The organism is uncultured Ferrovibrio sp. (assembly GCF_937960835.1).
Classification (GTDB): Bacteria; Pseudomonadota; Alphaproteobacteria; order Ferrovibrionales; family Ferrovibrionaceae; genus Ferrovibrio.
The window spans coordinates 93,476-113,484 of the sequence record NZ_CALGPC010000006.1 but is presented as its reverse complement, the minus strand read 5'-3'; the positions used below and the strand labels follow the sequence as shown (position 1 = coordinate 113,484).

The window sequence follows — 20,009 nt, the reverse complement described above, 5'->3', positions numbered from 1 at the left end:
TCAGCCCGGCATGAAAAACAGGGCGGCCAGCGGCGGAATTTCAAGCCGCAACTCAGGCCCGTATTCGCCGTCCTGCGTGACCACGACGCCTGCATTGCCGCAATTGCTGCCGCCATAGAAAGCCGAATCCGTATTCAGCCGTTCGCGCCAACTTCCTGTCGCAGGAACCGGTACGCGATAGTCGTGCCAGATTTCCGGGGTGAAGTTCACTACCACCAGGCAGACATCCTCGACCTTCCGCCCCCGCCGCAGCCAGGCGAAGACGCTATGGGCACTGTCATCGGTGATCAGCCATTGGAAACCCGATGCTTCACAATCCAGTTCATGCAAGGCAGGAAGCTCCCGATAAAGGTGGTTCAAATCCCGCAGCAGATTCTGGATGCCGCGATGCTCAGGCTGGTCCAGCAGATGCCAGTCCAGGCTTTGGTCGTGATTCCATTCGCGCTCCTGGGCGAATTCCCCGCCCATGAACAGAAGCTTCTTGCCGGGATGCCCGTACATGAAGCCGAAATAGGCGCGCATATTGGCAAATCGCCGCCACTGATCGCCGGGCATGCGGCCTAATAGCGAGGCCTTGCCATGCACGACCTCGTCATGCGAGAGCGGCAGCACGAAATTTTCCGAGAATGCGTAATGCAGCCCGAACAGGATCTCGCCGTGATGATGGCTGCGGTGGATGGGATCGCGGCTGATGTAATGCAGACTGTCGTGCATCCAGCCCATATTCCATTTGAAGCCGAAGCCCAGCCCGCCCATCTCGACCGGCTGGGATACCAGTGGCCAGGCGGTGGATTCCTCGGCCATGGTGGTCGAATGGGGAAAATCGCCGAAGACGGCCGTGTTGACCTGCCTCAGGAAGGCGATGGCATCGAGATTTTCGCGCCCGCCATGGGCATTTGGCACCCAGCCACCCTGCGGCCGGCTGTAATCCAGATAAAGCATTGAAGCCACCGCATCGACGCGCAAGCCATCGATCCCGTAGCGGTCGAGCCAGAAGATCGCATTCGCCAGAAGGAAATTGACAACCTCGCGGCGGCCGTAATTGTAGATCAGCGTACCCCAATCCAGATGGCGGCCCTGCCGCGGATCGGCATGCTCATAGAGGCCAGTGCCATCGAACCAGCCCAGGCCATGCGGATCATCCGGGAAATGTCCGGGCACCCAGTCCAGGATCACACCAAGCCCCGCCGCATGGCAGGCATCGACGAAAGCGACGAAATCCTCCGGCGGGCCGAAGCGGCTCGTCGGCGCATATAGGCCCGTCGGCTGGTATCCCCAGGACCCGTCGAATGGATGCTCCATCACCGGCAGCAATTCGACATGGGTAAATCCCATATCGGCAGCATAGGCCGGCAACTGCTCCGCCAGTTCGCGATAGGTCAGCCAGCGATTGTCCTCAGCCCGGCGCCAGGAGCCCAGATGCACCTCATAGATGCTGATCGGCCGGTCCCGGCGGTTCAAATCAGGCAGCCCCGCATTGGCGCGCGGCAAGGCCTTCAGGTCCACGATGATGGATGCCGTGCTCGGCCGCACTTCAGCCGCAAAGGCAAAGGGATCGGACTTCAGTGGCAGCATTTCGCCGCCTGGGCCGACGATCTCGTATTTGTATTTCTGCCCCGCCTTGGCGCCGGGAATGAAGATTTCCCAAAAACCATTACCACGCACTCGCATCGCGTGGCGCCGGCCATCCCAGTGATTGAAATCGCCGACGACGCTGACCCGCTCGGCATTCGGCGCGAAGACGGCGAAAGTGACACCGTCGACACCATCTATTTGCCGCGGATGCGCTCCCAGCACATCATAGGCATGGCGGTGCGTGCCCTCGCCCAGAAGATAAAGGTCAAAGTCGGATATTACCGGCGGAAACCGGTAGGCATCGTCAATCTCTGCCACCACGTCGCCGAACCGGGCGCGAAAGCGATACTCATCAATCGGCTCGGGCACGCGTCCCTCGAAAAGGCCGGCTTCATGCAGGGGTTTCAACGCGTGCTCGGTTCCGTCGGGCTTGACGACCCGCACTTCCTGCGCCGAGGGCAACAGCGCGCGGATCATGAGACCGCCATTGATCCGGTGCGGACCAAGATAACGGAAGGGATCGCTGTGCCGGCCAGCGACCACCGCCAGGGCTTCAGGCGATAGCGCACTCATCGCGGCAGGCCCTCGTCGGGAAAGATCAGGTTCCATATCCCGATCAGCGGCACATGCAGCCAGGCCGGCCGGTTGGCCAGTTCGTAGCCGACCTCGTAGATCACCTTTTCCAGCAGGAAGAAGTCCATCCATTCCTGGAAGGCCGCTGCCGATTCTGGATGCAGGGCCATGGCATCTGGGTGGCGGCGATAAGCATCGAGGAATTCTGCGGTGGCTTCGCGCTGCCATTGACGGGCAGCAGCATAGAGCCGTTCGGCTCCATCGGGGATCACCTGCACCACACGATCGACGGCGGCTAAGGCGGCGTAATCCAGCGAGCGGATCAGTCCGGCCACGTCGCGCAGCGGAGATTCCTTGCGGCTGCGTTCCTCGATGCTGCGGCTCGGCTCGCCCTCGAAATCGATCAGGAAGACGTCATCCCGCACGATCATCACCTGGCCGAGATGGAAATCCGCGTGGTGACGTGCCCTTGATGTCGTCTTGTCAGCGGGCTTTTTCCGCGCGATACGGTCGATGAATTCCTGCCGGCGCTCCACCAGCGCCGCAGCCATCGGCTTGACCCGGTCAGGCAACAACGGCAGGCGCTGCTGCAGCATTTCCTGCAGTTCCTCTGCCGAGCGCAGAACGCGGTCGGCCAGAGCGTCGAGATCGGCCTGGGTCATCGGCTCCGGCTCGAAGGCCGGATCGCCTTCCGGGCGGCTCAATGCTGCATGAAGTTCGGCCAGCCGGGTGCCAATCTGCTGCATTCGCGGCATGTAGCCGGCATGCTGATTCTGGATCGCCTCGCTGCCGCCTTCCAGCAGGCGCTGCTCTTCCAGAAACCGGTCAAGATAGCTGGCGGTAAGCGCCCAGCCATCGCCCTGGTTTCCGACATAGCTTTGCACCACCGCCAGGGCATATAGCTCGCCGTCAATAATGGCCTCCAAGGTGCCTAGAAGCGGCGGCGCGTTCTTGTAGTCCGTCAAAGCGAGATGCCGGCCGATCTCGATTTCCGGATTGAGGCCCGGCCTGATCTGGCGGAACCACTTCACCATATACTGATTGTCGACGATCACCGAGGAGTTGCTTTGCTCGACGCCGACAGGCGTCACCTCCTCGATTGTCGTCGGCATATCTGCGCTGAAGGCTGCCGTCTTCTTGAATTCAAGATGGCATCCGGCCTGCTTAGCCGTCACGTCCTGCCGGATATTTGCCAGCAGCCAGGTGCTCAGCTCCTTCTCGCCGATGGCTGTCGCCAGGGCGCCCTGCTTTGCCGCACGCCGCACGATAGCGAGGATGGCAGAAGGCTGCAGGCTTTGACTGGTGCGCGACCAGTTCCACTGGATGGTCAAAGGCAGCAAGTAGCGTGCGTCATGGTCGCCCGATTTCGTATCAATCACGGCCAAGGCGATGTCGGGATGGGCAGCGTCGAGTGGAATGACGGTCTTGAGACGCGTATCCGGTATCTTGCGGCCCTTGCCGGCGAACCAGCGCTGCGCCATCAGGTATGGCGGCAGGACATCGGCCTCGAAAACCTGACGCATCGCCGCCCCTTCCAGCGACGCCCAGGCATTGCTCCAGACCAGAGTGGTAAAGGCAGGCATCAGCGGTCGCTGCATGTGGACGGGCTCCGCGACACGGGCAAGTTCGAACCAGAAGAATCCATAGGGTGCCAGCGTCACCGTGAAGGGTGCCGTGCCGATCTTCGGGAAGCTGGTCCTGCCCAGCAGCTCGAGCGGCGTCCGGCCAGCAAAGGCCGACAGGTCGATTTCGGTCGCCTGGGCGGAACGGGACAGATTGGCGACGCAGAGGATGACCTCATCGCCGCATTGCCGCAGATAGGCCAGTACGGAGCGGTTCTCCGGGCGCAGGAAGGTGAGCGTGCCGCGGCTGAAGCATTGCGTCGAACGCCGCACGGCAATGATCCGCTTCATCCAGCTCAGCAGCGAGGCGATATTGCGCGACTGCGCTTCGACATTCACGGCCTGGTATCCAAAGATCGGATCCATGATGGCGGGCAGATAAAGCTGGGCTGGATCGCATTGCGAAAAGCCGCCATTGCGGTCCGGCGTCCATTGCATCGGGGTACGGACGCCATTGCGGTCGCCGAGGAAGATATTGTCCCCCATCCCGATCTCGTCGCCGTAATAGATGATCGGCGTGCCGGGGAACGAGAACAACAGGCTGTTGACCAGCTCGATCTTGCGCCGGTCGTTGTCCATCAGCGGTGCAAGACGCCGCCGGATGCCGAGATTGATCCGCGCCCGCGGCGAGGTGGCATAGGTGGACCAGAGATAGTCGCGTTCCTCGTCGGTCACCATCTCCAGGGTCAATTCATCATGATTGCGCAGAAACAGCGCCCATTGGCAGTTCTCCGGGATCTCCGGCGTCTGCCGCATGATATCGGTGATGGGGTGGCGGTCCTCCGCGGCGATGCCCATGTAGATCCGCGGCATCAGCGGGAAATGGTAGGCCATATGGCATTCATCGCCATCGGCGAAATAGGCGCTGACATCCTCCGGCCATTGGTTCGCTTCCGCCAGCAGCACCCGGTCGGGCGCATAGGCATCCATCTCAGCCCGCAGGTGTTTGATGATGGCATGCGTCTCCGGCAGGTTTTCGTTGTTGGTGCCGTCGCGCTCGCAAAGATAGGGAATGGCGTCGAGCCGGAAGCCGTCGACGCCCTTGTCCAGCCAGAAGCGCATGATCTGCACGATGGCTGACACGACTTCCGGATTGTCGAAATTCAGATCCGGCTGATGGGAGAAGAAGCGGTGCCAGTAATAGGCTTCGGCTTCGCTATCCCAGGTCCAGTTCGACTTTTCGGTATCGGTAAAGATGATCCGGGTTTCGAGAAACTTCTGATCGGTATCGCTCCACACATACCAGTCGCGATAGCGGGAACCCGGGCGGCTTTTCCGCGCCCGCTGAAACCAGGGATGCTGGTCGGAGGTGTGATTGACCACCAGCTCCGTAATCACGCGCAGGCCGCGCCGCTTTGCCTCGGCCAGAAAGCGGCGAAAGTCGGCCATGGTGCCGAAATCCGGATGAATTTTCCGGTAGTCTGCGATGTCATAGCCGTCATCGCGCTGCGGGCTTTCATAAAAGGGCAGCAGCCAAAGTGTATTGACGCCCAGCGATTGCAGATAACCAAGACGGCTGGTCAGGCCAGCGAAATCGCCGATGCCGTCGCCATTGCTGTCTGCAAAAGCTTTGACATGCAACTGATAGATGATGGCGTCCTTGTACCACCAGTTATCATGGTCCTGATCTTCCTGCGCGCTGCGGCGCAGGCTGGCCACCACGTCATTGCCGGACAGCGCGTTCATGGCAGGCACCTGAAGATGAGCATGGGATCCTGTTCTGGATCGATCCTCAGGCGGATGCCGCCCCATTCGAGCCGATGACGTTCTCCAGTCACCAGATTTTCGATGGCGGCCACGTGGCGACGGTCATCGTCCGGGCCGACGGTCATGTCGCCGAAATGAAACCAGAATTCCTTGACAGCCCCGTCCTCGAGCGAGATGGCAACCGCGACGGCATTCGCACGATCCGACGATTCCTTGATAAAGCCGATGACGCGCTCATGATCGATCTGGGCGAAACGCAGGTCGTTGGTCTGCTGCAGCGCAGGATTCTCGCGGCGCAGCTTATTGAGCTGCGTAATATAAGGCTTGATATTGCCGGGCTTGTCCCAGTCGCGGGCCTTATATTCGTACTTCTCGGAATTCAGATATTCTTCCTTGCCCGGCACCGGCTCATGCTCAAGCAGTTCGAAGCCGTTATAGATGCCGTAATTGCTGGATAACGTGGCGGCCAAAGCAAAACGGCTTTTGAACGCCCATGGCTCGCCGCCCTGCAGGTGAAATGGCAGAATGTCCGGCGTGGTGACGAAGAAGTTCGGGCGGAAGAATTCCCGCTCGGGATAGCGTGTCAGCTCGGTCAGGTATTCCCTAAAATCCTGCTTGCTGAGCCGCCAGGTGAAGTAGGTGTAGGACTGTGAGAAACCGAGCTTGGCGAGAGCCTTCATCACCTTGGGCCGGGTGAAAGCTTCGGAAAGAAAGATCGTATCCGGCGCGACCTGATGCACCTCAGCGATCATCCATTCCCAAAAGGGAAACGGCTTCGTATGGGGGTTGTCGACACGGAAAATCCGCACGCCCTGCTCCACCCAGAACAGCACCACGTCGCGCAGGGCGCGCCACAGATCGGGCGCTCCAGCGCAGTGGAAGTCCACATTGACGATATCTTCGTATTTTTTCGGCGGGTTCTCGGCATAGCGGATCGAGCCGTCCGGGCGTTTGCGGAACCAGTCGGGATGCTCGCGCAGCCAGGGATGATCAAGTGAGCATTGGATGGCGAAGTCCAACGCAACCTCCATGCCGTGTTTACGGCAGGCCGCCACGAAACGGCGAAAATCCTCCAAAGTACCAAGCTCCGGATGGATCGCATCGTGACCGCCGGCCGCGGCGCCGATCGCATAGGGACTGCCGGGATCGCCGGATTCTGAGGTCAGGCTGTTGTTGCGGCCCTTGCGGGCGGTCTCGCCGATCGGATGGATCGGCAGAAGATAAACGACATCGAAGCCCATGGCGGCGATATCGGGCAAGCGGGCAATGCAATCGTCGAAGGTGGCACCGCGCGTTGGATCCTTGCCCTGGCTGCGCGCCATGATTTCATACCAGGCGCCGCAGGCCGCCCGCTCCCGCTCGACCAGCAGCGGAAAATCCGCACTGACGGCGCGCGGACCATGCGACTGGGCACGGCGCATCTTCACGGCAATCTCGCTGGACAGCAGTCTCTCTGCATCAGAAACCGGCTCCAGCCCGGCGCGCTCCAGCATGCCCTGGCCTTCCTGCAGTTCCAGCGCAACATCCTGGGCGGCCTCGATCCGCTTGCGCAGGTCACGCTGCCAGGTCAGGAACGGATCGGCCCAGGCCTCGATGCGAAAGCTGTAGCGCCCCGGCTTCTCGGGAATGAAGCTGGCCTGCCAGCGGTCATTCTCATGATAGCGTAAGGGGATAACCTGCTCGCCGCCGCCCCCCGGCCGCGAAACGACCAGCACGGCTTCGATCACATCGGTGCCATCACCAAAAATATCGGCCCAGACATCGACAGGTTGATTGACAATGCGCTTGACGGGGAAACGGCCGCCATTCAGGGACGGATAGACATCCTCAATGATATGGCGGGGAGCTTGGACCGGTACGGGATCGAGTTCTGTTTTCTCGCTTTTGCGCTGTCTTCGCTTCGTCACCACAGCCATCGTCCGCACCGCCTGATCACCTGCTGCACCAGCAACCACCTCCCTGTTGCTTTGTTCCGGCCGCCCGAATAGCGGGCGGAACTTCCATCGCAGCCTGCGGTTTTTTTGATCCGCATGGAGGGCTGCCGGTGCAATCGATCTCGATAGAAGACCTGGCCAGGTCGGCCGGATTGGAGACGTCTTACCTGGGATTCGATGGCGTATTGGTTGCGGCCGATGAATCCGTATTGCGCCAACTGGCGGCCACCATCTTGCCGGCTGGCGGCAGCCGGGAGGCCGATGCGTCGGCCGCTCCCATAGCTGTCGTCATCCGCAGAAGCAAAGCCGATCCGCAATTGCCCTTCGGCAGTTACCACCTCTCGCCAGCAGCAGGCGGCCCCGCTCACCGGGCTCTCGTCTGTCCGCGTCAAGCCTATCAGCTACCGGCCTGCGAGGCCGGACACCGTCTATGGCTGATTGCCGTGCAGCTTTACGGCATCCGCTCCGCCCGCAACTGGGGGCATGGCGATTTTCGCGATCTGGCGGACCTGCTGCGCCTTGCCGCCGCGCAGGGAGCAGCAGGCATTGGGCTCAATCCGTTGCATGCCCTATTTTCCTCATCGCCCGAGGATTGCAGCCCCTATTCCCCCAGCAGTCGGATTTTCCTCAATCCCCTTTATATCCATGTCCCGGATGTGCCCGGTTTTCTTCCCAGCGACCTTGCCGGGAAGGAAGCCGAGTTGAACGAACTGCGGCAGCTTCCGCTGATGGACTATTCCCGCGCAGCAGCCTTGAAGCTTGTCCTCCTGGAGACGGCCTATCAGCGTTTCGCTGAGCAACACCCTGCCGCGCTCTGGGAAGAGTTCGACCGCTTCCGCAATGACCAGGGCCAGGATCTGCATCGTTTCGCAGCGTTCGAGGCTTTATGCCGGCGCCATGGGCACAACTGGCGCCAATGGCCGGAGCCCTGGCGCCAGCCCAGCGACGGCGACATCGAAGACCTTCAGAAGGACGCGCCGCTGGAAACCGGTTTTTACGAATTCCTGCAATGGCAGGCGCATCGGCAGCTTGATGCCTGCCGCGCGTTGGGCCAGTCGCTTAATCTGCCGGTCGGCCTTTATCTCGATTTTGCGGTCGGCGTGCATCCGGAAGGCTTCGACGTCTGGAATGCGCCCGATGCCTTTGTGGCAGAGGCGCAGGTCGGCGCACCACCGGATTTGCTGAACCGCAGCGGCCAGGATTGGGGGCTGGCCTGCTTCAATCCACGCACCCTGCAGCGAACCGATTATTCGGCGTTTCGCCGGGCGCTGCGCGCCTCGATGCGCTATTCCGGCGCGTTGCGGTTCGATCACGTCCTGGGGATCAACCGGATCTACCTTATTCCGTGCGGCAGTGATGCCCGCAACGGTGCCTATCTGAGCCTGCCGATGGAGGAATTCCTTGCCGTCATGGCCAGCGAAAGCGTTGCCGAGCAATGCCTTCTGATCGGCGAAGACCTCGGCACCGTGCCCGAAGGTTTCCGCGAGACGCTCAGCGACTGGGGCTTATGGACCTATACCGTCCTGTTGTTCTCCCGCGACGAGAGCGGCGCGTTCCAGGATGTCCGTACCTTGCCAAAGCGCGCCTTGATCACCTTCAACACCCACGACCTGCCAAGCTATGCTGGCTGGTGGACCGGCCGCGATATCGAGACGCAGCAGAAGCTCGGCATGATCCTTGGTGAAAGCCCTGTGGAACGCGAGAAAGCACGGCACGCGCTGATCAGCGCCCTGCGCCGCGAAAAGCTTCTGGCCTTAGATGCGAACGCAAGGGACAAGCCGGATGTCTCCGCCGTGATGCAGATGGTGGCGCGCGCGCCCTGTGGTATTCTCAGCATCGGCCTGGACGACATCCTCGGGATGGAAGATCAGCAGAATCTGCCAGGCACCTGGCGGGAATATCCGAACTGGCGGCGGCGCCTGCCCGTGGAGCTGGATGCCTTGAGCAGCTTTTTCGTACTTGAACAGGTTGCAGCGGCGTTTGCCAAAGAAGGCCGCGCCTGGCCGCCGAAAGAGTGAGGCATGGGAAAGGAAAGCGCAGGCCTGCTTCTCTATCGCCACCACGATGGCAAGTTAGAGGTATTCCTCGCCCATCCCGGCGGACCCTTCTGGGCAAAAAAGGATTTAGGCGCCTGGTCGATCCCGAAAGGCGAGCCCACGGCTGGCGAGAATCTGCTCAACGCCGCCTGCCGGGAATTCGAGGAGGAAACCGGATTTTCAGCCACCGGTCCTTTCACGGCTCTTAAGCCCTGCCGGCAGACGGGCGGCAAGCTGGTCCATGCCTGGGCGACCAAGATGGATTGCGACCCGGCAAAGATCCGCTGTAACACCTTCCGCCTGGAATGGCCGCCGCGCTCCGGGCGCTACATCGATGCGCCCGAAATCGACCGCGCGGCATGGTTCGGCATGGACGAGGCGCGGCGGAAGATCAATCCCGCGCAAGTCGGTTTTCTCGACGAGCTCGAAACCCTGCTGGCGAATGCCTAGCTGGCCTTGGCCTCCTGCTTGGCTTTCAGCAGGCGCAGCAGCAGGGCATCCCGTTGCGCCTCAAGTTCTGGGATCGACCGGCCAGCAGCCTCTTCCTCGATGCCCTGCACCAGGGCTTCCTTGGCCGCGTCGTCAAACCGTGGCGTGCCGAGCGATTCCCAGCGGCGGACCTGGCTTGGCCCGAGATGATCCAGGTAATGCCGGATGCCGCCTTCGCCGCCACCAAGATGATAGGCCATATGCGGCCCGACGACGGCCCAGCGCAGGCCAGGACCATAAGTCATCGCCGCGTCAATATCGGCAACACTCGCCACGCCCTGTTCCACCAGATAGACCGCCTCGCGCCATAGTGCCGAGGCCAGGCGGTTGGCGATATGACCGGGCATCTCGCGCCGCAGCACCACCGGCTGCCGGCCGACCGCATGGTAAAACTCTGCTGCCCGCGCGGTGATTTCCTCAGTCGCGCCGACGATCTCGACCAGCGGAATGAGATGCGGCGGATTGAAGGGATGCGCCGTGATGTGGCGATCGGGATGGCGGCAATCGGTGACCAGACGGCTGCGCAGGAGCGAGGACGTGCTGCCCGCCACGATGACATCCGCTGGCAGGAGATCGTCGATCCGGGCCAGCAGTTCGCGCTTCAGCGCTTCTTTCTCCGGCGCATTTTCCTGAACAAACTCGGCGCCTTTCAGCGCCGTCGTCAGATCGGTGGTGAACGTCAGACGGCCCCGACCGGAAAGGCCGAGCTGCGCCAGCTGCGGCAAAGCCTTCTCGATATAACGCCGAAGATACTGTTCTGCCTCGGCGGAAGGGTCCGTTGCCTGAACATCGATCCCATGGGCCAGAAACAAAGCCGACCAACTGGCGCCGATTGTGCCGCAACCGACCACCGCAACCGCCTTATACACGCGACTTCCCCTTTGTGTGCTGGCTCTTCAGGTACTGGATTGAGGTATCAGCTCTTCCGGCGCGCGGATTCTATGGCGCCGGAAGAACCACAGAAGAATAAACGCAAGCGTCGATATCCCCAAGCCATACCAGGTAGGAAGCACTGACAATGCCGCGATTGCCAGAAGCAGGGATGCATTGATCGCACGGGAATCGAAGAAACGTGCGCCGCCGAACAGAGCCGCAAAAGCCATGGTGAAGATGAAGCCCGAAAGGATGGCCTCCAGGAAATCAAGCCAGCTTCCGGTTGCCAGCATGCCCGGATAGGCTAGGAACATGAAAGGAATGACGTAAGTCACCGCGCCGAGCTTGCAGGCCTCGCGCGCGACCGAGAGCCAGTTGGTCTGCGCAATCCCCGCGGCCACGAAGACCGCAACACAGACCGGCGGCGTGATCACCGAGATGGTTGCGTAGTAGAAGACGAACATATGCGCCACGATGGGCTCAATGCCCACCTTGACCAGGGCCGGCGCCAGAACCGCAGCCACCAGTACATAGGCCGCCGTGGTCGGGATTCCCATTCCGAGGATCATGCAAACCACAGCCGTCACCAGCGCAATCACCCAGATCGAATGTCCAGCCAGGGTGACGATCAGGGAAGACAGTGCAACGCCAAGCCCGGTGAGATTGACCATACTGACGAGAATCTGCGCACCGGCCAGCAGAATACCGATCATCACCAGCGCCTTGCCGGCGTCTTCCAGACTGTCGATGACTACCCGCAGGGAGTTTTTCAGATCCTTGAAGGTGCGGACATTCAGCAGGAAGTAAGAGACGAACAGTGCGGCAATACCGAAAAAGGCAGAACTTTGTACCGAGCGGCCGCTCAGGATGCCGAACAGCAAGGCGCCGAAGGCAGCGACAATCGGTCCGGTACGCCGCAGGGCCAGAACCGTCGGCCAGGGTGGCATTTCCGATTCCGGCACGACGCGCAGGCCGCGATGGATTGCGATGAAATGGATCGTGGCAAACGCGCCGAGATAATACAGGAAGGCCGGCAATATGGCCGCCTTGGCGATGTCGAAATAGCTGCGACCGATGATCTCCGCCATCACGAAGGCAGCCGCTCCCATCACGGGCGGCGCAATCTGCCCGCCGGTGGAAGCCACGGCTTCAATCCCGCCCGCCAGGGCCGGCGGATAGCCCAACCGCTTCATCAGCGGAATGGTGAAATTTCCTGTCGTCGCAACATTGGCAACAGCGCTGCCGCTGATCGTGCCGAACAGACCAGACGCCACGGTAGCGATTTTTGCGGCGCCGCCTGGAGAACGGCCGCTGAGCCGGATCGACAGGTCCATGAAGGTCTGGCCGCCGCCGGTGAACAGCAGGACGCTGCCGAACAGGATGAAGGCGCCGATCGTGGTGCTGGCGACGCCAACCAGAAGCCCCCAAACGCCAAGATCGCCAAGCAGCAAGGTCTCGGTCACGAAATAGATGTCAAAGCCGCGATGCCCGAGCGAGCCAGGCAGATAGTGGCCCAGCAGGGCATAGGCCACCCCTGCCGCGGCAATTGCCGGAAAGATGCCGCCGATGGCCCGGCGGGATATCTCCAGGATGCTGATCACCAGCCCTGCCGTCAGCGTGATATCGAGCGCCGTCGCTGTAGGCAGACTGCCCATGATCTCGTCATAATTGACGATCGTGTAGATACAGGCGCCAAGCGAGGCAGCGGCGAATGCGACGTCGATGATGATGCCGAACGCCCGCCAGGACCTGCCCGCCCCGAGCGGGTACATCAAAAGGCCGAGAACAACGATCAACCCGACAAAAATCGCCCGCTGAATCAATCCCTCGAAGGATCCGAAGGCGGACGTATAGAGAATGAAGAGGCCGAGCAGCGCGGCCACTCCCTTTGTCGCAATCGAGCGCATGTCTCGGCCTTTCGACGTCGGCAGCCGTCGTCAGGAGGATTTCGGCATCAGCTTCGCCGGAACATTGACATTGCGCTCCTTGAGGTAGCGCAGAACGCCGGGATGCAGCGGAATCGTGCCGTTCTCAAGCGTCATCTGGATGAGATCCAAGCCCTTCAGGCTGCTCAGCGCGCCCACCTGCACGGTCTTGTCCTCGAAAACCGCCTTGGCGATCTGATAGGCGATTTCTTCCGGCATGTCGGTACGGGCATGTACCGCCAGGCCGAAGCTCCAGGTGCTATAGGCGGGAATGCCTTCGGCAGCACCGGCGGGCACGTCAACCACGGAGAGATCGGGGAACTTCTCCTCCACCAGCTTCTTCTGTTCAGGTGTCAGGCTGAGAACCTTGATCGGCGTGAAGGTGGCGATATCCAGGGTCGAGCCGTCCAGCTTGTTGCCCACACCCGATTTCACCGTGCCGATGGCCCGCTTGTCCTTGATCGCATCGACGATGTCGGTCGTCGAGCCGCGAACGTAGTCTGGCGCGATCCCCAGCACCTTGAAGATCGCTTCCGTGGTCTTCTCCGTGGCCGAACCCTTCAAGCCGGGATTGAAGCGCACGCCTTTCAGGTCAGCCAGTGTGTTGACGCCGCTATCGGCGCGGACGATCACGTTCTGCGGCGCGCCCGAATAGACAAACAGCAGACGGTTATCGACCTTCTTGCCCGCGAAATCGCCTTCGCCGGCATAGGCCTGATAACCGACATTGGTGGTCACCAGGCCGAGATCGATCTGCTTGCGGTCGATGCGGCGCAGGTTGTCGACGGTCGCGCCGGTCTCGACGACCGCGCTTTCCACATTCGGCACCTTGCTGTTGATGAGCTGCGACAGCGCGACGAAATACCCATACTGGCTGGACGACGCCGAAGTGGCGCCGATGAGAAGCTTGTCCTTGGCTGCAACCGGGAATGACAGGATGGCGGCGGTCATCGCCGTCAGGATGATCTTCTTCATTTTACCGTTTCCTCCGTTTTGTTGATTATTGGCCTCATGCCTTCCGGTAAGCGGATCGGAAGCGACAGGACGAGAAACGAATGCGTCTTGCCGTGCCCGTCGAGATTGAGCGCATCATTCACGCCGCCCTCGAGAACATCGTCGATGACAAAATTCAGCGCCCAGAGTTTCGGCAATTCGAAGCGCCGCACGGCAGAAATGCGCCGATGGGCAAACAGCGCAGCGATACGCTCGACCGTCACCTGCTCGCAGATGACAGGGTAATATTCCGGCCGGTAGGCGATCACGCTGACATTCAACCGGTTGCCCTTATCGCCGGTCCGGCCATGGGCGATGCTGTGCAGCGGCACCTCAAGGCCCGATATATGCGGCGTGCGATTCATTCCAGCATCTCGATCCGCGTCTTGACCAGGTCACGCCTGATATAGGCCGAGGCCGTCGCTATGCGACGCCGGGTATTGCCGCGCGCGCCGCCGCCGCCGGCCGGCCCGCAGGTATAAAGCGCCAGCACTTCTTCAGCCGCCCGGGCCGCGATGGCGCGGTCCGGCGAGGAGACGGCAATGCGCAGACGCACATCCGAAGACGGCGCCATGTGCTGCGACAGCCACTGCCCTGCATCGTCGTTGAACACGCTGGCCACGCCGATGATGTCCCCGCGCATGGAGATATCGGGGCCAATCCGGCGGCGTATGACATCCAGTGCCAGCTTGGCACGCGCAGCGGCATTGGGCCCCGCATAGGAGATCTCGCCTTCACCCAGCCAGCCGCCGTCATAGCCGACGGTGACCTTCAGGCGCTCCGGCCGCGCATGCCCAACGGCGCCGCGCACCCGCACCTCATTTTGGACCGAATCATCCAGTTCGACATTGGTGATATCCAGCGTGACATCCGGTGTCAGATACCGGCTGGGATCGTGGATTTCATAGAGAATCTGTTCCGTCACCGTGTGGCGGTCCACCAGTCCGCCGCCGGTATCGGCCTTGCCGATTGTAAAGTCGCCGTCGCCCTGCATGGCCACGATGGGAAAGCCGATATCGTGCGGATCGGGCACGTCCTTGAAACCGGGATCGGCATAATAGCCGCCGGTGACCTGCGCCCCGCATTCCAGCAGATGCCCCGCCAGAGTCCCGCAGGCCAACCGCTGCCAGTCATCCAGGGCCCAGCCGTGATGGTGAATGAACGGCGCCAGGGCGAGCGACGGATCGGCCACGCGGCCCGACACCACGATATCCGCGCCGGCCTGCAAGGCTTCCACCAGCGGCGCGGCGCCGAGATAGGCATTGGCGGAAATCACCGGACCGAATGCCAGCGGCCTGCCGCTTTCATCCTCCAGCGCGCCGAGCTGTCCTGCGGCAACGAGATCATCGCCCTGCACCACGGCGATCCGCATCGGCCGGCAGCCTAAGCGGCGCCCCAAACCGGCAATGGCCTTGGCCGCGGCCAGCGGATTGGCCGCGCCGAAATTGCCCAGGATACGGATATTGTGCTGCAGGCAGGCTTCCAGGATGGGCGCCAGCAGACGCTCCAGCAGCGGCTCATACCCCTTGTCGGGATTTTCCATGCGCGCCAGTTGCGCCAGCGCCAGCGTCCGCTCGCCCAGCGTTTCGAACATGATCGCCGCCGGGCGTTTTGCGCGAATGAGGCTGCGCACCACCGGCGCTGCGGCATCCAGACGATCGCCGGAAAAACCGGCCCCGCAGCCGACCAATACGCTGTCGGTCCCCAACCCGTCTCCTCCCAATCTTTCTGCCAAAAGGTTGGCGGCGGCCGATCTATTTTACAAATGGATTTATCTTATTTATTGATAGACTATGCTTATAAATGTAACCCTGCGCCAGCTCCAGGCCTTTCGCGTCGTCGCGACGTTGCGCAGCTTCAGCGAGGCGGCCGAGCGGCTGCATCTGTCCCAACCCGCCTTGAGCGCCACGATCCGCAAGCTGGAAGAGACGCTGAATACCAAACTGTTCGACCGCACCACGCGGCAGGTCCTCCTAACCGCCGAAGGCGAAGAACTTCAGCGCCTGGCCACGCGCCTCATCGATGAATTCGAAGCCGTCAGCGTCGACCTGCAGGACTATCTCGCCCGCCGGCGCGGACGGCTGGTGATCGCCGCCCTGCCCTCGCTGGCCGCCATCACGCTGCCGCCCGCCCTGGCAGTCTTCAAGGCGCGCTACCCCGCCATCGACGTGATGATCCGCGACACGCTGCATGATCAAATCCAGGAACTGGTGGAAAGCGGCGCGGCCGATTTCGGCCTTACGGTCGCGCCTGCTAAAAGCAAGGATTTCGACTTCCAGCCGCTGATCGACGACCGCTTTGTCATGGTCTGCCGGCCCGATCACGCCTTGGCGCGCAAGAAGGCCGTCACCTGGACGCAGATGGTGACCTATCCCATCATCATGATGGCGCGCACTTCCAGCGTGCGGCAGCATATCGATGCCGCCTGCGCCGCCGCCGGCATCGAGGTGCAAAGCCAGTATGATCCCGAACATCTGGCAACAGTTGGCGCGCTGATCAGCCAGGGGCTTGGCATTGCCGCCCTGCCCTCGCTCACCACATCGCTGCTGAAGTTCGCCGGTTTGGCCGAGGTGCCGATCAAGGAACCTGCCCTGCGCCGGACGATGGGCATCATCCAGCGCAAGGGCCGCACGCCATCCGTCTCGGCGCAAAGCCTGATGGAGATATTGCAGGCGCAATGCACAGAGCAAACGCGCCCGAAAACCTCAAAGTCCTAAGATGAGCTTTGACATGATGTTGCGCTGGATCTCGTTAGAGCCCGCGTAGATCGTGACCTTGCGCATGTTGAGATAGCGTGCCGCCACGCCATCGGCGTAATCCGGACCGATGATCGGCTCGTTGGCGCCCTCGATCAGCGGCGTGTAGGGCGCGATGTAATACCCCACCGCATCGGCCGCCAGTTCAGTCACCATCTGCTGCAATTCCGTACCACGCGTCTTCAGCAGCGACGAGGCAGCGCCGACATTCTGTCCGCCCCGTAACTGGCCGAGAATGCGCAGTTCGGTCATCTCCAGCGCCATGACCTCGATCTCCGCCTGAGCCAGACGGGCGGCAAAAGCGGGATCCTCGATCAGCGGCGCGCCGCCGCCGGCCGCTTCCGCGCGGGCGATCTTGCGCACCCGCTCCAGGCCGCGCTTGAGATTGCCGGAATAGGCATTGCCGCGTTCGAATTCCAGCAGGTATTTGGCGCAGGTCCAACCCTGGTTGATCTCACCGACCAGATTCTCCTTCGGCACCTTCACGTCGTCGAAGAAAACCTGATTGACTTCCTGCATGCCGGCGCTGGGCTCGTCGATGGTGACGATCGGCGCCACGGTCACGCCCGGCGATTTCATGTCGATCAGCAGGAAGGAAATGCCTTCCTGCGGCTTCTTGGTCTGCGCGGTGCGCACCAGGCAGAAGATCATGTCGGCATGCTGGGCTTCCGAGGTCCAGATCTTGCTGCCGTTGCACAGGAAGTAATCGCCCTTGTCCTCGGCCTTCATCTGCAGCGAGGCAAGATCCGATCCGGCGCCGGGCTCGGAATAGCCCTGGCACCACCAGGTCCGGCTAGCGAGGATGTCGGGCAGATATTTCTTCTTCTGCGCCTCGGTGCCGAATTTCATGATCACCGGCGCCAGCATGCGCGGGCCGAATGGCACCACGATGGGTGCGCCGGCTGCCATCATTTCCTGGTCGTAGATGTAGCGCTGCACCGGCGTCCAGCCGGGACCGCCATATTCCTCCGGCCAGTTCGGCGCCAGCCAGCCCTTTTCATTCAGCCGCTGCTGCCAGCGGATATGCAGGTGCTTGGCGATATAGCCGGTGCGGGTACGCGCCATGGCGGCACGCATCTCGTCATCGAAATTCTCGGCGATGAAGCGGCGGACCTCATCTCGGAAGGCAAGCTCTTCGGCGGTGAAGTTCAGATCCATATCCCTAGACCTTTGGCAGGCGCCCATGTCGCCTGGGCATCTTATCTCTGTCCGCAAAGTAGGACATGAAATCCCCGCTGCCGTCAAACCGTCGCCATCCCTGCCGTAACGTCACATGGCATTTGCTGTGGATGATCCGGCTACTTATGATCGGTTTCCGCAACATCCGTTTCGCGCATCAGAAAAATGAACAAGACAAACACTCACGCCAGCGGCCTGGATGGCCTGGCCATCCTTTTGATGTCTGTCCTGTGCCTGGTCTGGGGCGGGCAGCAAGTGCTCATCAAGGTCACCACGGAATTCGTCTCGCCGCTGCTGCAGGCCGGCATCCGTTCGGCCGGTGCAACCCTGCTGGTTGCCGGCTGGATGCAGTGGCGGCGCGTGCCCCTGTTCAACCGCGACGGCAGCCTGGTCCCTGGCATCCTCGCCGGTCTGCTGTTCGGCGCGGAATTCGCCCTGATCTTCATCGGCCTGACGATGACCAGCGCCTCACGGGTCGTGATCCTGCTTTACACGGCACCGTTCTGGGTGGCGCTCGGCTCACATCTCTTCATCCCGGGCGAACGCATCCGGCCGCTGCAGCTGTCCGGGCTGCTGCTGGCCTTCCTGGGCGTCGTCCTGACCTTCATTGATCGCCTGCAGGCGCCGCAGCGGGAGGAAATGATCGGCGATGCCATGATCCTCGGCGCCTCCATCCTCTGGGCGGCAACAACCGTGCTGATCAAGGCCACGCGCCTGCGCGAAGCCTCGCCCTATAAGACGCTGCTCTATCAGCTGGCGGTATCCGGCGTCGGCCTGCTGGCCGGGGCGGCGCTCGTGGGCGAGGATTTCACCATTTCGATGACACCTTTCGTGCTGGGCTCGCTCGGCGTCCAGATTGTTATCGTGGCAGGGATCAGCTACGTCGTCTGGTTCTGGCTGATCACGCAATACCCGGTATCGCGGCTATCGGCCTTCTCGTTCCTCACGCCAATCTTCGGCGTGCTGGCGGGTAGTGCTCTGTTGAACGAACCGCTCTCGCCATGGCTGCTCGGCGCGCTGACGCTGGTGGCGGGCGGCATCTATCTGGTCAACGCGCCGCAGAAGGCGGGGGGCGCAGCAACGGCAGCCGCGGCCAGCGCGTCAGACAGCAGCGATTAGATCACGCCCTTCTGCCGCAATTCCTGCAGCCGCGCGTCATCGAAGCCCAGCCGCTCGCGCAGCACCTGATCGGTATGCTCGCCAAGCAGCGGCGGGCCGCGGTCGTAGGCGACAGGCGAGGCCGACAGCCGCAGCGGGCTGGCCACGCTCGGCACTTCACCCTGCTGCGTATGCGGCACGGTCTTTTGCAATCCGCGCGCCTTCACATGCGGATCGGCGAACACTTTGTCGATGGTGTTGATCGGGCCGCAGGGCACCTGCCGCTTCTCAAGCGCAGCGATGAGATCGTCCATTGTGCGCTTGCGGGTTTCCGCCTCGATGGCGCTGACCACCAGGGCGCGGTTGTTCAGGCGCTCGATATTGGTGGCAAAACGCGGATCGGTCTTCCATTCCGGATGGCCCAGCTCCTCGGCCAGCTTGCCGAACTGGTAATCGTTGCCGACCGCGATGATGACGTGGCCGTCGGCGGTCGGGAAGCTCTGATAGGGCACGATGGCGGCATGGCCGTTGCCCATGCGGACCGGCACCTGGCCCGAGACGAGGTAATAGAGCGCCTGATTGGCCAGGGTCGAGACCTGCACGTCCAGCAGGGCCATGTCGATATACTGGCCCTCGCCGCTGCGATGGCGCTGGTTTAGCGCCGCCAGGATGGCGATGGTGGCATACAGCCCGGTCATCACGTCGGCCAAGGCGACGCCGGCCTTCTGCGGACCGCCGCCCGGCAGATCGTCGCGTTCACCGGTGACGCTCATCAGACCGCCCATGCCCTGAATCAAGAAGTCATAGCCCGCGCGCGACGCATAAGGGCCGGTCTGGCCGAAGCCGGTGATCGAGCAATAGACCAGCCGCGGATTGATCACCTTCAGGCTCTCGTAATCGAGGCCATATTTCTTCAGGCCGCCGAGCTTGTAATTCTCGATCACCACATCGGCCTGCTTGGCCAGATCGCGGATGATCGCCTGCCCTTCCGGGCTTGCCATGTCGACGGTGATCGACAGCTTGCCGCGATTGGCGGCCAGGTAGTACGCCGCATCGCCGCGTTCACCCGTCTTCGGGTCTTTCAGGAAGATCGGGCCCCAGCTGCGGGTATCGTCACCCGCGCCGGGTTTTTCGACCTTGATCACGGTGGCGCCGAGATCGGCCAGGTTCTGGGTACACCACGGCCCGGCCAGCACACGGCTGAGATCGAGCACAACGATATCGTCGAGCGCACGCATCTCGGCGCCTC

14 protein-coding genes are annotated in these 20,009 nt (G+C 61.9%); 4 read left to right on the top strand and 10 right to left on the bottom strand.

What is annotated here, in order from left to right:
* Genes glgB through Q0603_RS04905 form a run of 3 tightly spaced genes read right to left on the bottom strand, consistent with a single transcriptional unit; the run spans position 1 to position 7,393 of the window.
* Positions 1-2,148 (bottom strand): 1,4-alpha-glucan branching protein GlgB, encoded by a 2,148-nt coding sequence (glgB, locus tag Q0603_RS04915; protein ID WP_298722918.1) that lies wholly within the window; start codon positions 2,146-2,148, stop codon positions 1-3.
* On the bottom strand, positions 2,145-5,456 hold the full coding sequence (gene treS, locus Q0603_RS04910; protein WP_298722915.1) for a maltose alpha-D-glucosyltransferase: 3,312 nt from the start codon (positions 5,454-5,456) through the stop codon (positions 2,145-2,147). Before treS ends, glgB begins: the two co-directional genes overlap by 4 nt.
* Positions 5,453-7,393: an alpha-1,4-glucan--maltose-1-phosphate maltosyltransferase gene (locus Q0603_RS04905; protein ID WP_298722913.1), complete on the bottom strand. Its 1,941-nt coding sequence runs from the start codon at positions 7,391-7,393 to the stop codon at positions 5,453-5,455. Before Q0603_RS04905 ends, treS begins: the two co-directional genes overlap by 4 nt.
* Before the next feature lie 128 nt (positions 7,394-7,521).
* On the opposite strand from Q0603_RS04905, the gene malQ reads away from it, so the two are divergent.
* Positions 7,522-9,429, top strand: a complete 1,908-nt coding sequence (malQ, locus tag Q0603_RS04900) for a 4-alpha-glucanotransferase (RefSeq protein WP_298722910.1) — start codon at positions 7,522-7,524, stop codon at positions 9,427-9,429.
* 3 nt (positions 9,430-9,432) lie between these two features.
* Positions 9,433-9,897 (top strand): NUDIX domain-containing protein, encoded by a 465-nt coding sequence (locus tag Q0603_RS04895; RefSeq protein WP_298722906.1) that lies wholly within the window; start codon positions 9,433-9,435, stop codon positions 9,895-9,897.
* Here the strand turns inward: Q0603_RS04895 and Q0603_RS04890 are convergent.
* The 5 genes from Q0603_RS04890 to Q0603_RS04870 are packed head-to-tail and all read right to left on the bottom strand — an operon-like array spanning position 9,894 to position 15,435.
* Positions 9,894-10,805, bottom strand: coding sequence for a 3-hydroxyacyl-CoA dehydrogenase NAD-binding domain-containing protein (locus Q0603_RS04890; protein ID WP_298722903.1), 912 nt, complete (start codon positions 10,803-10,805; stop codon positions 9,894-9,896). The genes Q0603_RS04895 and Q0603_RS04890 overlap by 4 nt on opposite strands.
* Before the next feature lie 27 nt (positions 10,806-10,832).
* Positions 10,833-12,716, bottom strand: coding sequence for a TRAP transporter fused permease subunit (locus Q0603_RS04885; protein WP_298722900.1), 1,884 nt, complete (start codon positions 12,714-12,716; stop codon positions 10,833-10,835).
* 30 nt (positions 12,717-12,746) lie between these two features.
* Complete coding sequence (locus Q0603_RS04880; protein WP_298722897.1) at positions 12,747-13,709, bottom strand: TAXI family TRAP transporter solute-binding subunit; 963 nt, start codon at positions 13,707-13,709, stop codon at positions 12,747-12,749.
* Positions 13,706-14,059, bottom strand: coding sequence for a hypothetical protein (locus Q0603_RS04875; protein ID WP_298722892.1), 354 nt, complete (start codon positions 14,057-14,059; stop codon positions 13,706-13,708). The genes Q0603_RS04880 and Q0603_RS04875 overlap by 4 nt, the downstream gene beginning before the upstream one ends.
* Before the next feature lie 29 nt (positions 14,060-14,088).
* Entirely contained in the window at positions 14,089-15,435 is a 1,347-nt protein-coding gene (locus tag Q0603_RS04870) for an acyclic terpene utilization AtuA family protein (RefSeq protein WP_298722889.1), read from the bottom strand.
* A gap of 85 nt (positions 15,436-15,520) precedes the next feature.
* On the opposite strand from Q0603_RS04870, the gene Q0603_RS04865 reads away from it, so the two are divergent.
* Positions 15,521-16,444 (top strand): LysR family transcriptional regulator, encoded by a 924-nt coding sequence (locus tag Q0603_RS04865; RefSeq protein ID WP_298722886.1) that lies wholly within the window; start codon positions 15,521-15,523, stop codon positions 16,442-16,444.
* On the opposite strand, the gene Q0603_RS04860 is transcribed toward Q0603_RS04865, so the two are convergent.
* Entirely contained in the window at positions 16,433-17,641 is a 1,209-nt protein-coding gene (locus Q0603_RS04860) for an acyl-CoA dehydrogenase family protein (protein WP_298722883.1), read from the bottom strand. The two genes, Q0603_RS04865 and Q0603_RS04860, sit on opposite strands and share 12 nt — an antisense overlap.
* A 186-nt stretch (positions 17,642-17,827) precedes the next feature.
* On the opposite strand from Q0603_RS04860, the gene Q0603_RS04855 reads away from it, so the two are divergent.
* The gene (locus tag Q0603_RS04855) at positions 17,828-18,781 is read left to right on the top strand and encodes a DMT family transporter (protein ID WP_298722880.1); all 954 of its coding nucleotides are present in this window, start codon (positions 17,828-17,830) and stop codon (positions 18,779-18,781) included.
* Here Q0603_RS04855 and Q0603_RS04850 read toward each other — a convergent pair.
* A complete protein-coding gene (locus Q0603_RS04850; RefSeq protein ID WP_298722877.1) occupies positions 18,778-19,998 on the bottom strand; it encodes a CaiB/BaiF CoA-transferase family protein in 1,221 nt (406 codons plus the stop codon). The genes Q0603_RS04855 and Q0603_RS04850 overlap by 4 nt on opposite strands.
* Positions 19,999-20,009 lie beyond the last annotated feature (11 nt).

Bases quoted from the DNA above. Each gene is read 5' to 3' on its own strand.
- glgB (WP_298722918.1), bottom strand. From the start codon at position 2,148: ATGAGTGCGCTATCGCCTGAAGCCCTGGCGGTGGTCGCTGGCCGGCAC.
- treS (WP_298722915.1), bottom strand. From the start codon at position 5,456: ATGAACGCGCTGTCCGGCAATGACGTGGTGGCCAGCCTGCGCCGCAGC.
- Q0603_RS04905 (WP_298722913.1), bottom strand. From the start codon at position 7,393: ATGGCTGTGGTGACGAAGCGAAGACAGCGCAAAAGCGAGAAAACAGAA.
- Q0603_RS04895 (WP_298722906.1), top strand. From the start codon at position 9,433: ATGGGAAAGGAAAGCGCAGGCCTGCTTCTCTATCGCCACCACGATGGC.
- Q0603_RS04885 (WP_298722900.1), bottom strand. From the start codon at position 12,716: ATGCGCTCGATTGCGACAAAGGGAGTGGCCGCGCTGCTCGGCCTCTTC.
- Q0603_RS04880 (WP_298722897.1), bottom strand. From the start codon at position 13,709: ATGAAGAAGATCATCCTGACGGCGATGACCGCCGCCATCCTGTCATTC.
- Q0603_RS04865 (WP_298722886.1), top strand. From the start codon at position 15,521: ATGCTTATAAATGTAACCCTGCGCCAGCTCCAGGCCTTTCGCGTCGTC.
- Q0603_RS04860 (WP_298722883.1), bottom strand. From the start codon at position 17,641: ATGGATCTGAACTTCACCGCCGAAGAGCTTGCCTTCCGAGATGAGGTC.
- Q0603_RS04855 (WP_298722880.1), top strand. From the start codon at position 17,828: ATGAACAAGACAAACACTCACGCCAGCGGCCTGGATGGCCTGGCCATC.
- Q0603_RS04850 (WP_298722877.1), bottom strand. From the start codon at position 19,998: ATGCGTGCGCTCGACGATATCGTTGTGCTCGATCTCAGCCGTGTGCTG.